This window comes from Mesorhizobium sp. LMG17149 (genome assembly GCF_024518695.1).
Lineage (GTDB): Bacteria > Pseudomonadota > Alphaproteobacteria > Rhizobiales > Rhizobiaceae > Mesorhizobium.
This window is the reverse complement of record NZ_JANIFL010000016.1, coordinates 117,368-131,947: the sequence shown is the minus strand read 5'-3', so window position 1 is coordinate 131,947 and position 14,580 is coordinate 117,368. Positions and strand designations below refer to the sequence as shown.

Genomic DNA, 14,580 nt, shown 5'->3' with positions numbered 1-14,580 from the left:
CGCAGCGCCGCGCCAACCCAACCGTTTGGCGCTGCCGCGAACCCATCATAAGGGGGAAAACTGTTACCTATCTATCCGGTTCAAACTGTTACCCATCTATCGGCTGGACACCGCGCCGTTGGCGCATCTCCTCGCAGCGCGGCTGCAAAGCATAAGCGCACTGCCGACTCCCCCTGCGGAACCCCGCACAATCACTGCGGATTCCCGAACACTCCCTAGCGTCACCCCGCTCTATCATTCCCGCTCAGGCAACGGCGCCCCGGCGGTCGCGTCCGCCCCCGCGTCTGTCGATCGGCCGGGGCGATTTTTCTGTGCATGCCGTTGTCCCAAAACCGCTGGGCACTTTTGGGCGGCATGCATCAACAACAGGGGAACGACGATGAAATTCATGCTGACCGACCGCAAACTCCACCCGCAAGCCAAACCCGTCGCCGATGATTTCAGGACCGGCGGCATCAACCGCCGCGAATATCTGGCGCTGATGGCCGGCCTCGGTGTCAGTGCCGCCGGCGCGCTGGCACTGGGCGGGCTGAGCACCACCCCTGCCCGCGCGGCGGAACCGAAGAAGGGCGGCGTCCTGCGCGTCGCCATGAACGTCAAGGGCTTCAAGGACCCGCGCACCTTCGACGGCGTCGAAATGTCCAATGTCGCCCGCCACTGCAACGAATATCTGGTGCGCTGGAACACCGACTTCTCCTTCGAGCCCTGGCTGCTCGAAAGCTGGGAGGCGAGCGACGACGCCAGGACGCTGACCCTGCATGTGCGCAAGGGCATCTCCTGGTCGAACGGCGATGCCTTCAACGCCGATGATGTCATCCACAACCTCACCCGCTGGTGCGATGCCTCGGTGCCGGGCAATTCGGTCGCCGCGCGCATGGGCGCGCTGGTCAATGCCGACACCAAGAAGGTCGTCGATGGCGGCATCGCCAAGGTCGACGACTTCACCATCAAGCTCAACCTGCCGAAACCCGACATTTCGCTGATCGCCGGCATGGCCGACTACCCGGCACTGATCATGCACCGCTCCTATGAGGGCGACGGCGACCCGCTGAAGGCGCTGGCCATCACCACCGGCCCCTGCGAACTGGTCAGCTGGGATGCCGAGACCGGTGCCGAGGTGAAGCGCAGGGATAAGCCCTGGTGGAAGGGCGAATTCCATCTCGACGGCATCAAATGGGTCGACTACGGCTCCGACCCCAATGCCATGCTGTCGGCCTTCGAATCCGGCGAGATCGACACCGACCACGAAACCGCTTCCGACGCCGTCTCGCAGACCGAGCAGATGGGGCTGATGAATTCCGAGATCGCCACCGGCTCCACCATCGTCGCCCGTTTCAATGTCGGCAACGCGCCCTATGACGACGTCAAGGTGCGCCGCGCCGCGCAGCTCGCCGTCGACAATTCCGCCGTGCTGGCGCTCGGCCTCGGCGGCCGCGGCAAGCCCGCCGACAACCACCATGTCGGCCCCATGCACCCCGAATATGCCGATATCGGCCCGGCCAGGCGCGACGTCGAGCAGTCGAAGAAGCTGCTTGCCGAGGCCGGCAAGGCCGACCATGAATTCGAGCTCATCTCCGTCGATGTCGAATGGCAAAAGAGCACCGGCGACGCCATCGGCGCGCAGATGCGCGAGGCCGGCCTGAAGATCAAGCGCACCGTGCTGCCCGCAGCCACCTTCTGGAACGACTGGAGCAAATACCCCTTCTCCTGCACCGAATGGCTGGGCCGCCCGCTCGGCGTCCAGGTGCTGGCGCTGGCGTATAAATCCGGCGCCGCCTGGAACGAAAGCGCCTACGCCAACCCCGAATTCGACACGCTGCTCGACAAGGCGCTGGCGACACCGGACGCCAAGGCGCGCAAGGAGATCATGGGCAAGATCGAGCAGAATTTGCGCGACTCAGGCATCATCATCCAACCCTACTGGCGCTCGGTCTACCGGACGTATCGCAAAGGCGTCGAAGGCTGCGAACAGCACCAGGCGCTGGAGCAGCACTTTGAGAAGGTTTGGATTGAGTCTTGAAGCGTCGCCCGTGACGCGTTGAAGGGACTTCAAGCCGAGGTCAGCGCCGCCCCTCATTGCCCTGCCGGGCATTTCTCCCCGCATAGTGACGGGGAGAAAGACGCTGGCCGCAACGCCGGCGCCTTTCTTGCAACGCTGGGGATTGGCGAAAGCGGCGATGACAGCGTCCTTCGCCCCGTTTACGGGGAGAAGATGGCGGCAGCCAGATGAGGGGCAGCACTGACGTTGACTTTACCTTCTCCACAGTAGGAGAAGGGATTGCCCCAAAGCGCGTGAGACGTCGACATCTCCCGCCCCCTCGCATCGCCAGGCCCTATATTTCATGTACGGCGCAAAACGTGCGGTGCCAGGCGGTGGACCGTCGCCGCCACAGGGCGCATGGTTGCGTTGTCGCTGGCCACTGTATGGGCGCCGGTGCTTGAGAGTGTCAGCGTGCTCCCGCCCCCGTTGGGAGCAATGCAATGGAAGATTCCACGGGCCTGGTGCTCGCGCCTACTTTCCATGCGTTGCGAAGGGCCTTCAAGACATCCATTGCCGAACGCCTCATCCCCGAGGCGCAATGGACGGAACACGCCAAGGCCCTGGTGCGCGAACTCACCGACAAGGCGCATGTCGACTCAGGCCTCGTCGCCTGGATCATTCGCAGATGAAGCCGAAATGGCCGGCGCGAATGCCGGTGAGGCAGTTGCCTGAGCCCGCGCCGGCCACTGGCGAACTGATTAAGGTCCGCCGCCCGAGTTTTCTACCGCTCGGAGTCCGCGCGATCAACCAACTCAGGGTTGGGGCGGACTGTATGAACCCGTTCCGTTGCGTCATCGAAAAGGCGCGGTCCGGCGACAGCGCCTGTCAACGCGCGCGTCCTGACCAGCTCACCGCGCGGGCCTGAGAAGCGTCCAGATCCAGCCGACAAAAGTCAGAACCAGGAACGGATAACCGGCGGCGGGCAGCGGCGCCGAGGTCGGCAGCAGGGGCGTGCCCCAGATGATCATGCAGGCCGAGACGACAAACAGCACGGCCGCCACGAGCGCGGTGAGCCGCATCCACAGGGCGAAGGCTTCGGCACGCTGACCATGACCAGCGCGGCCGCCCAAAGCGTGATGCCGCCGACATAGGAGGGCACGCTGGCCTCCAGCCCCGCCGCATTGCCGGCCATCAGCAACGTCTCGCCGGCCGCCCCAGACCAAGCCCCGGAAAAGCCTTCGGAGATGCCGTTGAGGATTCAACGGTCACGTACATTTGCGGCGACTGAAGCTGAAAGAAGGGGAATTTTCTAGACATGTCGTTGGGTGCCAGCGGTCGACCGTGAGGCGGGACATAGACCTTCCACGCCAGCTGCGCTAGTTTGTTACGGGAAGAGCGGCGGCGTTGCCAATTTAAATCGCAGAAATAGTTGGAATAGCATGGTAAATATAATCTGGGGAACCACTAAGAAGCCGGCCTCCAGCCAGCGTTTAGCGGCGCTATTTGAGGGGCATGTTCAAGACGACGGGGACCTCTTTATCGGATACCCCGTTATTGCAACCCCAGAAGGCGCGTTTTCTATCGATGCTTTACTTATAAGCCCTACCAGAGGCGTCGTGATCTTTGATTTGGTTGAAGGAAAAGACCTTGGTGACTATGTAGGTCGGCAGGACGAGAGCGCCAATCGGCTAGAAACCAAGCTGCGCTCGCACAAACCCTTGATGCTTGGACGAACGCTTCTGGCGGTGCCTTCGGTAATTACTTATGCGCCGATCATTAATACGACCAATCAAAACCTGGTAAGCCACAACGTCGCAAATGACATCACTTTTGCGGACGTCTTAAGTGCTCTAAATGGATATCAATGGGCTAGTTCCAGCACGTACAGTTCCGTCATCTCGGTTATTCAATCCATCTCGACGATCCGGCGCGGAAAGCGAAACAGGTCTTTGGCCAAACCGGATTCACGCGGAGCGAAATTAAAACTTCTTGAGGACTCAATTGCAACTCTCGATGTGATTCAAGGTCGTGCGGTCATTGAAACGGTAGAGGGCGTTCAACGGATTCGTGGGCTCGCCGGATCGGGCAAAACCATCATTCTTGCGCTGAAAGCTGCCTATTTACATTCTCAACATCCGGATTGGAAAATCGCGGTAACTTTTAATACCAGGTCGCTCAAAGAGCAGTTTCGCCGCCTAATAAACACGTTTGTTATCGAGCAGTCCGGCGACGAGCCAAATTGGGACAATCTTTCCATCATCAATGCGTGGGGCGCACCTGGCGGGAGAGAGAAAAACGGCATTTACTACTCCTTTTGCCAAGCTCATTCCGTCGCGTTTGTCGACTTTCAAAATGCGAGACGACTATACGGCCAAGGCCACGAGTTCGACGGAGTTTGCAAAAACGCTCTTGCTGGCGCTAAAGAAAATGTGAAAATCTTTGATGCAATATTGGTCGACGAAGCACAGGACTTTGAAGTCTCGTTTCTACAAATGTGTTACAATATGCTCGGCGATATCAAAAGACTTGTCTACGCGTACGATGAATTACAGTCCCTCACTGACCGCTCCTTACCTCCGCCCGAGCAAATTTTTGGCGTGGACAAAAAGGGGAAACCACTTGTCGCTTTTAAAGACCCAGAACCAGGCCAGCCGCAGCAAGATATTATCCTAGAGAAGTGCTACCGAAATTCCAGACCGGTGCTGGCAACCGCGCACGCGCTAGGATTTGGCATCTACCGTACTCCAGACCCGAAAACGGGTACTGGTCTCATTCAGATGTTCGAAAACAACCATCTTTGGGAAGACGTGGGGTACAGGGTGCTTGAGGGAGCGCTTGTCGACAACAACCGCGTTAGGCTCGCGCGCACGAACCAATCTAGCCCATACTTCTTGGAGGAGCATTCACCGATTCAAGACCTAATACAATTCGTAATCTTCAATTCTCCCGAGGATCAAGCGATCTGGATCGCCAATGAAATCGAAAAAAACCTTAAGGTCGATGAGCTTTCCTATGATGACATCATAGTTATAAATCCAGATCCCATGTCGACTAAGAGTGCCGTTGGGCGGTCAAGGCGAATTCTTTTTGAAAAAAATATAAACACTCATCTTTCTGGCGTGGACACGTCACCCGACGTATTCTTTGACGCCAACAATGAGTCGGTAGCCTTTACAGGTATATTTAGAGCCAAGGGAAATGAAGCTGGGATGGTTTACATTATTAACGCCCAGGATTGCTACTGGTCGTTTGGGAGCCTAGCTCGTGTCCGGAACCAACTTTTTACAGCAATAACGAGGAGCAAGGCATGGGTTCGGGTGCTAGGGGTGGGCGATCAAATGCTCCAATTAGCACATGAATTCCAACGTGTTGCCGATCAGCAATTCAGTTTGGATTTTGTTGTGCCTGATGGGCCTACACGGAAGTATATTAACATAATCAATCGCGACCTCAGTGAGTCAGAGAAGAAGAACGTCCGAGACGTTACAAACAATATAAAGAGCCTGGTTGATGACATCAACAACGGGAGCGTTATGATAGAGGACCTACCGCTTGAACAGGTTGAGGCGCTCAGGCAGCTTCTTAGCAAGACGAAAAAATAAATGCCATCACCTGAACTAGTAAAACGGCAGATAGAGTCGTTGACCGGCGACCTGATCGAGGCCGGTCTGTCGAGCAGACAGAATTTTCCGATCAGGCGGAATCACTCTGGAGGGAAAATCGAAATTACAACAGATAAATATCAGGATATGTCGATTATTCTCAAGGACATTGCTTATTCAGACCTATATAAAGAGCTGGTTACGAATGATGTTTACAACATAATCATGATTGATGGAGCAATTATACAACTTCAATATCTCTACAAAGATTCAGTGCTGGTTAAGCATCGGTTAGCCTTTTTGCCATCTCCGAATCTTGATGAATTTCAAAATAATGCTGAAATTTACGACACCGATGAATTATATGCCGACGTCATTTCCCGCAGCATTTATCCCGCTCCTATTAGATTTGACTTCGATAGGGCGGCGGGCGTTGACAAAATTCATCCAATGTCACACCTTACTATCGGGCAATACACGAACTGCCGGATACCTGTCGCGTCGCCGCTATCCCCTTTCCTCTTTATTCAATTTATACTTAGATCATTCTACAATACGGGCTTTCGCAAGTGCGAAAGCCAGATCAAGGGGTTCAGTCAACGATTTCAACCCACCATTACTAAGAATGAGGTGGCGATGATGCACGTTGGCGTACCATGAGGGTATCCTTGGTTACCCTCAATCGCCCATCTTCAAGGCCTGGATAAACGCCTCCTGCGGGATATCCACCTTGCCGAACTGGCGCATCCGCTTCTTGCCCTCTTTCTGCTTGTCCAGCAGCTTGCGTTTGCGCGAGACGTCGCCGCCATAGCATTTGGCGGTCACGTCCTTGCGCAGCGCTGAGATGGTTTCCCGCGCGATGACCTTGCCGCCGATCGCGGCCTGGATCGGGATCTTGAACAGATGGTTCGGGATCAGTTCCTTTAGCTTCTCGCACATCTGCCTGCCGCGCTTTTCCGCCGCCGTGCGGTGCACCAGCATGGAAAGCGCGTCCACCGGCTCCTCATTGACCAGGATCGACATCTTGACGAGGTCGCCCTCCTTGTAGTCGGTGAGGTGGTAGTCGAAGGAGGCGTAGCCCTTGGAGATCGACTTCAACCGGTCGTAGAAATCGAAGACGACTTCGTTGAGCGGCAAATCGTAGATCAGCATGGCGCGCTTGCCGACATAGGACAGGTCGGCCTGGATGCCGCGCCGGTCCTGGCAGAGCTTTAGAATACCGCCGAGATAATCGTCGGGCGTCAAAATGGTGGCGCGGATCCACGGTTCTTCGATGGCCGAGATTTTCACCACGTCGGGCATGTCGGCCGGGTTGTGCAGCTCCTTCATCGAGCCGTCGGTCAGCGCCAGCCGGTAGACGACGCTCGGTGCGGTGGCGATCAGGTCGAGGTTGAACTCGCGCTCCAGCCGCTCCTGGATGATTTCGAGGTGCAGCAGGCCAAGGAAGCCGCAGCGATAGCCGAAGCCGAGCGCGGCACTTGTTTCCATTTCAAAGGAGAAGCTGGCGTCGTTGAGGCGCAATTTGCCGACGGCGGCGCGCAGATCCTCGAAATCGGCGGCGTCGACCGGGAACAGGCCGCAGAACACCACCGGCTGCGCCGGCTTGAAGCCGGGCAGCGCCTTGGCCGTGGTGCGCTTGTCCTCGGTGATGGTGTCGCCGACGCGGGTGTCGGCCACTTCCTTGATCGAGCCGGTGAAGAAGCCGAATTCGCCGGGGCCGAGCTCGTCGACATTGATGCGGGCCGGCGTGAACACGCCGGTGCGCTCGACCAGATGCTTGGCGCCGGTGCCCATCATGCGGATGGTCTGGCCTTTTTTCAGCACGCCGTCGATGACGCGCACCAGCACGATGACGCCGAGATAGGCGTCGTACCAGCTGTCGACCAGCATCGCCTTCAAGGGCGCGGCCGCGTCGCCTTCGCGCGGCGGCGGCAATTGGTGGACGATGGCTTCCAGCACGTCGGGAATGCCCAGCCCGGTCTTGGCCGAGATCAGCACGGCGTTGGAAGCGTCGATGCCGATCACCTCCTCGACCTGCTCGCGGATGCGCTCGGGCTCGGCGGCCGGCAGGTCGACCTTGTTCAGCACCACGACGATCTCGTGGTTGTTGTCGATCGCCTGGTAGACATTGGCCAGCGTCTGCGCCTCGACGCCCTGGGAGGCATCGACCACCAGCAGCGAACCTTCGCAGGCGGCCAGCGAACGCGACACTTCATAGGCGAAGTCGACGTGTCCGGGCGTGTCGATCAGGTTGAGGATATAGTCCTCGCCATTGTTGGCGCGGTACTTCAGCCGCACCGTCTGCGCCTTGATGGTGATGCCGCGCTCGCGCTCGATGTCCATCGAGTCCAGCACCTGCTCCTTCATGTCGCGCAGCTCCAGTCCGCCGGTCAGCTGGATCAGCCGGTCGGCAAGCGTGGATTTGCCATGGTCGATATGCGCGACGATGGAGAAATTGCGGATGTGGTCGAGGGGCGTGCTCATGGCGCGCGTTTAGCAGGGGTGGCTTGCCCGAGCAAGCGGCAGGCTGCCGCCGCACATGTAGCGCGGCCCGCTGCCCGGCAAGCCGTACGGCCGCTGCCGGGAAAGCAGAGCAGGCGGCTGCCGGGGCAAGCGGTGCGGGCGCTTGTCGCCTTTTCCTCCGGATTCCTCGAAAAATCGATAAATTTTAACCACACGCGTTAGAGCATAATTTGTGATCGGCATGTTAGCGGAGGGAAATATCTGATGTAAGGACGAAGGCATGCGGGGGCTTGCAGGCAGTTTTATCGAGTCGCGGAGCGGCTCGTTCGCACCGATACTTGTTCTCGCCATGATACCGCTGATCACCGCGGTCGGCTTTTCCGTCGACTACACCTCCGCGGTCCAGACCAGGTCGACCGAGCAGGCGGCACTCGACGCCGCGATCCTGTCGATCACCACGATGGACACGGCCTCGACGAAACCGCAGCGTCAGTTGGTGCTGCAGGATACCTACAAAGAAAACGGCGGACAGGGCACTGCGACGCTGAACAGCTTCGACGTCAGCGCCAACGGCACCGCCACCGCGCAGGCCACCGCGAGTTTCGCCATGAAGACCGTGTTCATGCAGATGGCCAGGATCCCTACGGTGGCGATCGGCGTCACGTCGGCAGTGAACAAGGCGCCAGCTCTGGTGGAGGCGACCTTCAAGGTCAGCGGGGTGTCGGGTTACTGGAACAAGACAATGACGCTCTACGGCACGGCGTTCGGTGCGAAAGAGGGCAAGCCTCTGATGACGATCGATTACAAATACGGCGGCGGCACGGATCCCAAAGGGTACGGCACCACCACCGTCAGCAAGATCGACAATCTGGGCGTCGCCACGGTGGCCCAGACGCAGGTTTGCAAGGTCGGCAAAAAGGCGCCTGACGGGGTGACGCTCAACACAGACCAGTTTGGCACGAAATATTACTGTGTCGACACGATGGCTGCCGGCAACACCGCCGGTGCCTCAATCGACGTCAGCCAGATGGCTGGCCTATATCTGCAGATGAACGTCCCATCTGGCAATCCGCAAAACCTCTATTCGAACGATCCGGCCACGTCCAACCGGCTCTATAGCTCGACAAGCAAGGACATCCCCCCGGCCGAAATGGCGACCGGCCAGATCGTTGATATCTTTGGCCTCGTTCCTTGTGGCTCGACAGCCTACCAGGCCTGGGAAGACGGCGGCAACAAGGTCCCGGCGCCCGTCAGCAACGCCGACTTCTTCTACAACGTCACCGGCAAGTGCGACTTCAACAAGCGGCCCAACAACACGAGGCTGACGCAGTAGAAGCTGCTCTTCTTGCCTTCTTCCCTTGTGGGAGAAGGAAGAACGCTAGCGATCACAAACCTGTGAGCGCTGTAACGAAGGCGCCGACAGCGGCGAAGTGGGGATATCAGCGGTGCATCCAGGCGCCGCCGCCCACGGAGCAAGCCGATGTCCCGCAAGTTCGTCACAGTGTCCAGCCTCTCGGCGCTTGCGCTGGCGGCGTCGCTCGGTGCGGCCGCCGCCCAGCCGCTCAGCGTGGTCGAGCTGTTCACCAGCCAGGGCTGCTCGTCCTGCCCGCCGGCCAACGCCAATCTGATCAGGGTCAAGGACCAGCCCGGCGTGCTGGCGCTGTCGTTCAACGTCACCTACTGGGACTATCTCGGCTGGAAGGACATTTTCGGAAAACAGGAATTCACCCGGCGCCAAGTCAGTTACGAGCCGGCGCTCGGTCATGACGGGCCGTTCACGCCGCAAGTGGTGGTCAACGGCCATGCCGATGTCGTCGGCGCCGCACCCGGCGAGATCGAAAAGCTGATCTCGGTGAGCGGCCGGACGAGCGGCCCGGCATTATCGCTCGATGGCGGCAAGATCAGCATCGGCGCCGGCGCCGCACCTGGCGGCCACGCCGATGTCTGGCTGGTGCACTATGCCAAGGGGGTCGTCGAGGTGCCGGTGGCGCGCGGCGAAAATACCGGCCGCACCTTGCCGCACGCCAATGTCGTGCATGCGCTCGAAAACCTCGGCAGCTGGACCGGCGCGGCCGCGACGTATCCGCTGCCCGCCGCATCCGGCGGCCTGAGCACGGCCGTGCTCGTGCAGTCGCCCGGTGGCGGACCGATCCTGGCCGCCGCGACAAACTAGATCACGCTTCAACAAGAGATTGCGCAACGCCGCATGGAGCGGCGCCGCATAGCACGGCCGCCAAGAGGGCGCGCCTTCACGACCAACCCAAGGAGATCATCATGACCATTTCCCGCCTGACGCTGCCGGCGCTCGCTCTCGCTCTGTGCTCGACGGCGCTGTTTGCCGGCGGCATCGCCCGCGCCGACGACGCGACCAACGCGATGAAGCCGGCTGCAAATGCCATGAAACCGGCCGCGGATGCGATGAAGCCTGCAAACGATGCAATGAAGCCGGCCGATCCGATGGAAACCAATTCCATGAAGCCGGCCGCCGACGCCATGAAGCCGGCGACGGATGCGATGAAACCGGCAACGGATGCGATGGCTCCGGCCAACTAGTTCTGCCGCGTCTCAGCCGTTCATTCACAAGGGCGGCCCTTGGCGCTGCCCCTCACCTGCCTACCGGCATCCTCTCCCCGTATAGTGACGGGGAGAGGGGCGCTCATCGACGGTTTCGCCAATCATCGGTGTTGCAGGTAGAAACGCCAGCGTCGCGGCCAGCTGCTCTCTCCCCGTTCTACGGGGAGAGATGTCCGGCAGGACAGTGAGGGGCAGCGCTGACGGTAAGATTCCGCATTCGGCGCACGCGAATGTGCGTCGCGCCGCACTATTTGATGCAATAGACTGATCCCTATGGAAGCCACGAGGAGTGCAACCATGACCAACATCAAGATTTCAAACCGTTCGCTCGGCTTTGTCAAAGGCGCCCTCGCCGCGCTTGCACTTGCCGCCGCTGGCGCCGCCTTCTGGCTGACGCCGGCGGTTTCGGCCGAGGACGCGGTGAAGATCCCGCCGCCGGCAATCGACGAGAAGGCGGCCGCCGGCACTGAAAAGGCAATCTTCGCCGGCGGCTGCTTCTGGGGCGTGCAGGGTGTCTTCCAGCACGTCAAGGGGGTCACCAGGGCTGTCTCCGGCTACTCCGGCGGCGACAAGGACACCGCCGTCTACGAGACGGTCGGCTCAGGCCGCACCGGGCATGCCGAATCCGTCGAGATCACCTACGATCCATCAAAAATCACCTATGGCCAGCTGCTGCAGGTCTATTTCTCGGTCGCCCACAACCCGACCCAGCTGAATTTCCAGGGTCCGGACTCCGGCACGCAATACCGCTCGACGATCTTCGCCGAAAACGATGCACAGAAGAAGATCGCGCAAAGCTACATCGCCCAGCTCGACCAGGCCAAGGTGTTCCCGGAGCCGATCGTCACCACGCTGGAAACCGGCAAGACCTTCTATCCGGCCGAGAATTATCATCAGGATTTCCTGACGCTGAACCCGACCTATCCCTACATCGTCTACAACGACCTGCCCAAGGTGGCGAATTTGAAGGCGCTGTTCCCGGCGCTCTACAGCGACAAGCCGGTGCTGGTGCTGTCGGCGAGCAATTGAGCTGAGCGCTGTTAATCTCCCTCCTTGAGGGGGAGATGGCCGCGAAGCGGCCAGAGGGGGTCGGCTCGACCGGTCTCGGCCTCTTGCGACAGAATGAGGTTAGCGCTCTACGTGTGGCGACCCCCTCTGTCGCCTTCGGCGACATCTCCCCCTCGAGGGGGGAGATTAGCTCCCGCCATCCCCTTCAATCATACGTCAGATCCGTCGCCTTGCCGCCGAACACCCGGTAGGCATAGAACGAATAGAAGATGATGACCGGCAGCACGACCACGGTGCCGGCGAGGATGATGGCCAGGCTCTCCGGCGCGGAAGCCGCTTGCCAGATGGTCAGGCGATCGGGTACCACGAACGGGTAGAACGACCAGGCGAGACCGGCAAAGCCGAGCGCGAAGATGGCGGCCAGCGTCAGGAACGGCATCAGCGAATGGCGGTCGTCGGGCTTCGGCAGATGGAAGGTCTGCCGCCACAGCCAAAGGAACAAAAGCGCCGACAGGATCGGCAGCGGCGACAGATAAAGCATTTCCGGCCAGACGAACCATTTGTCGAAGATGCGCGGGCTGGCGAAGGGCGTCGCCAGCGACACCGCCGCCATGCCGAGCGCGGTCAGCACCAGCGCGGTGCGCAGCCAGCGCACCGCTTTCTTCTGCAATTCGCCTTCGGTCTTGTAGATCACCCAGGCGGCGCCCATCGCCGCGTAGGCGGCGGCAAGGCAGAACGCCACCAGCACGCCGAACGCCGTGCCGCCGAGGCCGACATCGAGCCCGAGCACATAGACGCCCAGCATATAGCCCTGCGCCAGCGAGGCGATGAGCGAACCCAGGAAGAAAATACGGTTCCAGCGATGCTTGCGGCCAGCTGGCACCTTGGCGCGGAAATCGAAGGCGACGCCGCGCAGGATCAGCCCGAGCAAAAGCACGAAGACCGGAATGTAGAGCGCCGTCAGGATGACGCCATGCGCCAGCGGGAAGGCGACCAGCAGCAGGCCGACGGCCAGCACCAGCCAGGTCTCGTTGGCGTCCCAGAACGGGCCGATCGCGGCAATCATCGTATCCTGTTCGGCGTCTTCAGCGGCGGCAAACAGAATGCCGATGCCGAGATCGAAACCGTCGAGAATGACGTAGATCAGGATGGCGAGGCCCATCAGGCCGGCGAAGATGAGGGGAAGCGCGGTTGGCCAGTCGAAGCTCATCTTTTTCTCCTCACTCACCGGAGCCGGCTAATCGCGATGTGATCGGATGGGGCTCTATCGAGGCTTCAGATCGATTGCCGAAGTCGGCGCCGCCCCTCATCACCCTGCCGGGCACTTCTCCCCGTATAGGGACGGGGAGAAGGGGGCTGGCCGCAATCTCGGCGCTTTTCTTGCAACGCTGGTGATTGGCGAAACCGTCGATGCGAGCGCCCCTCTCCCCGTCCCTATACGGGGAGAGGATGCCGACAGGCAGGTGAGGGGCCGCGCCGGCGCCCGGCTGGAGTGCCATATCAAATCACTCCCCCGCAGCCGGCTGCGACATCGGCGCGTTGAGCACGCCGGGCAACGGCGAGTTGTCGCCGTCCTTCGCCGCCTTCAGCGCCAGGTGCACCAGCACGCCGAGATAGGCGATCAGCAACAGCACATAGAGAACGAGGTATATGGCGAGCGTCAGCGCGACATGACTGCCGGCCACCGGACCGACCGCGTCGGCGGTTTTCAGCACGCCCGTCACCAGCCAGGGCTGGCGGCCGATTTCGGTGGTGTACCAGCCGGCCAGCGTCGCCAGCCAGCCCGACAGCGCCATCGGCACCATCAGCAGCGCCAGCGGCTTCGGCAGGCTGAGCCGGCGCTTGAGGAAGAAGGCCGCCGACCATGAGACGAGCAGCATCAACATGCCCGTGCCGACCATGATGCGGAAACCCCAGAACACCGGAAAGACCGGCGGATGATTGCCGGGATAGTCGTTCAGTCCCGGCACCACGCCGCTGGTCGAGTGCCGCAGCACCAGGCTGGCTCCATCGGGAATGGCGATCTCGAATTTGTTTTCCTTCGCCGCCTCGTCGGGCAGCGCGAAGAGCACCAGCGGCACGTTGGGGCCGGTGTTCCAGTTGGCCTCCATGGCGGCGATCTTCTGCGGCTGATGCTCCAGCGTGTTCAGCCCATGCTGGTCGCCGGCGAAGATCTGGATCGGGATCAGGATCGCCGCGGTGAAGACGCCGGTGCGCAGCGCCTTCCACATCGATTCCGAGCGGTCGCCGGTGAGATAGCGCAGCGCCGACAGGCCTGATATCAGGAACGACACCGTCAGCCCCGACGCCAGCAGCATATGGGTCAGCCTGTAGGGCATCGACGGGTTGAAGATGATTGCCCACCAGTCGACCGCATGCGCCACGCCGTCGCGCATCTCGAATCCGGCCGGCGTCTGCATCCAGGAATTGAGCGCGATGATCCAGAATGCCGAGACGGTGGTGCCGCCGGCGACCAGCACCGTCGCCAGCGTGTGGATGCGGTTGGAGACGCGGCGGAAGCCGAACAGCATGATGCCGAGAAAGGCCGCTTCGAGGAAGAAGGCGGTGAGGATTTCGTAGGCCAGCAGCGGCCCGGCGATGTTTCCGACCTTTTCCATGTAGCCCGGCCAGTTGGTGCCGAACTGGAAGCTCATGGTGACGCCCGAAACCACGCCCATGGCAAAGGACAGCGCGAACACCTTCACCCAGGTGAAATAGGCGCGCATCCAGGCGGAATCGTTGGTCGCGTTGTAACGCAGCTTGAAGAACAGCAGCACCCAACCCAGCGCAATGGTGATCGTCGGAAATAGAATATGGAATGAAATATTCGCGCCGAACTGGATACGCGAAAGTATGAGCGGGTCCATGATGGGCTCCGGCTGCTGCTAATACTCGCGAAGGATAGGCCCGAAGCGAGTTCAGGTCAAAGCGGCGTCCTGCCGCGAGGCTGAA

General features: G+C 60.3%; 12 protein-coding genes. 8 read left to right on the top strand and 4 right to left on the bottom strand.

The features are described 5' to 3' along the window. Positions 1-379 precede the first annotated feature (379 nt). Positions 380-2,020, top strand: a complete 1,641-nt coding sequence (locus NP945_RS30080; protein ID WP_256748345.1) for an ABC transporter substrate-binding protein — start codon at positions 380-382, stop codon at positions 2,018-2,020. Between the two features lie 461 nt (positions 2,021-2,481). Further along, the gene (locus NP945_RS30075) at positions 2,482-2,670 is read left to right on the top strand and encodes a hypothetical protein (RefSeq protein ID WP_256748344.1); all 189 of its coding nucleotides are present in this window, start codon (positions 2,482-2,484) and stop codon (positions 2,668-2,670) included. A gap of 219 nt (positions 2,671-2,889) precedes the next feature. Here the strand turns inward: NP945_RS30075 and NP945_RS30070 are convergent, their stop codons facing one another. Beyond that, the gene (locus NP945_RS30070; protein ID WP_256748343.1) at positions 2,890-3,111 is read right to left on the bottom strand and encodes a hypothetical protein; all 222 of its coding nucleotides are present in this window, start codon (positions 3,109-3,111) and stop codon (positions 2,890-2,892) included. A 309-nt stretch (positions 3,112-3,420) separates the two neighbouring features. On the opposite strand from NP945_RS30070, the gene NP945_RS30065 reads away from it, so the two are divergent. Together NP945_RS30065 and NP945_RS30060 are read left to right on the top strand one after the other, a co-directional pair. Beyond that, positions 3,421-5,583, top strand: coding sequence for a DEAD/DEAH box helicase (locus NP945_RS30065; protein ID WP_256748342.1), 2,163 nt, complete (start codon positions 3,421-3,423; stop codon positions 5,581-5,583). Then, positions 5,584-6,243, top strand: coding sequence for a DUF2290 domain-containing protein (locus tag NP945_RS30060; protein ID WP_256748341.1), 660 nt, complete (start codon positions 5,584-5,586; stop codon positions 6,241-6,243). It begins immediately after the preceding gene. A gap of 18 nt (positions 6,244-6,261) precedes the next feature. On the opposite strand, the gene lepA is transcribed toward NP945_RS30060, so the two are convergent. Further along, positions 6,262-8,067 (bottom strand): translation elongation factor 4, encoded by a 1,806-nt coding sequence (gene lepA / locus NP945_RS30055; RefSeq protein ID WP_127268672.1) that lies wholly within the window; start codon positions 8,065-8,067, stop codon positions 6,262-6,264. A 259-nt stretch (positions 8,068-8,326) separates the two neighbouring features. Here lepA and NP945_RS30050 point away from each other — a divergent pair, with 259 nt between their 5' ends. From NP945_RS30050 to msrA, 4 genes are all read left to right on the top strand, one after another. Further along, positions 8,327-9,379, top strand: a complete 1,053-nt coding sequence (locus tag NP945_RS30050) for a TadE/TadG family type IV pilus assembly protein (RefSeq protein WP_256748340.1) — start codon at positions 8,327-8,329, stop codon at positions 9,377-9,379. 147 nt (positions 9,380-9,526) lie between these two features. Beyond that, positions 9,527-10,219 (top strand): thioredoxin family protein, encoded by a 693-nt coding sequence (locus NP945_RS30045; RefSeq protein ID WP_256748339.1) that lies wholly within the window; start codon positions 9,527-9,529, stop codon positions 10,217-10,219. Between the two features lie 101 nt (positions 10,220-10,320). Further along, positions 10,321-10,599 (top strand): hypothetical protein, encoded by a 279-nt coding sequence (locus NP945_RS30040; RefSeq protein WP_127269733.1) that lies wholly within the window; start codon positions 10,321-10,323, stop codon positions 10,597-10,599. Positions 10,600-10,917: 318 nt separating this feature from the next. Then, positions 10,918-11,649, top strand: a complete 732-nt coding sequence (gene msrA, locus NP945_RS30035) for a peptide-methionine (S)-S-oxide reductase MsrA (RefSeq protein WP_128362703.1) — start codon at positions 10,918-10,920, stop codon at positions 11,647-11,649. Positions 11,650-11,833: 184 nt separating this feature from the next. On the opposite strand, the gene NP945_RS30030 is transcribed toward msrA, so the two are convergent. Together NP945_RS30030 and NP945_RS30025 are read right to left on the bottom strand one after the other, a co-directional pair. Continuing rightward, positions 11,834-12,838, bottom strand: coding sequence for a cytochrome d ubiquinol oxidase subunit II (locus NP945_RS30030; RefSeq protein WP_127383098.1), 1,005 nt, complete (start codon positions 12,836-12,838; stop codon positions 11,834-11,836). Between the two features lie 295 nt (positions 12,839-13,133). Further along, positions 13,134-14,495 (bottom strand): cytochrome ubiquinol oxidase subunit I, encoded by a 1,362-nt coding sequence (locus NP945_RS30025; protein ID WP_256748338.1) that lies wholly within the window; start codon positions 14,493-14,495, stop codon positions 13,134-13,136. Positions 14,496-14,580 lie beyond the last annotated feature (85 nt).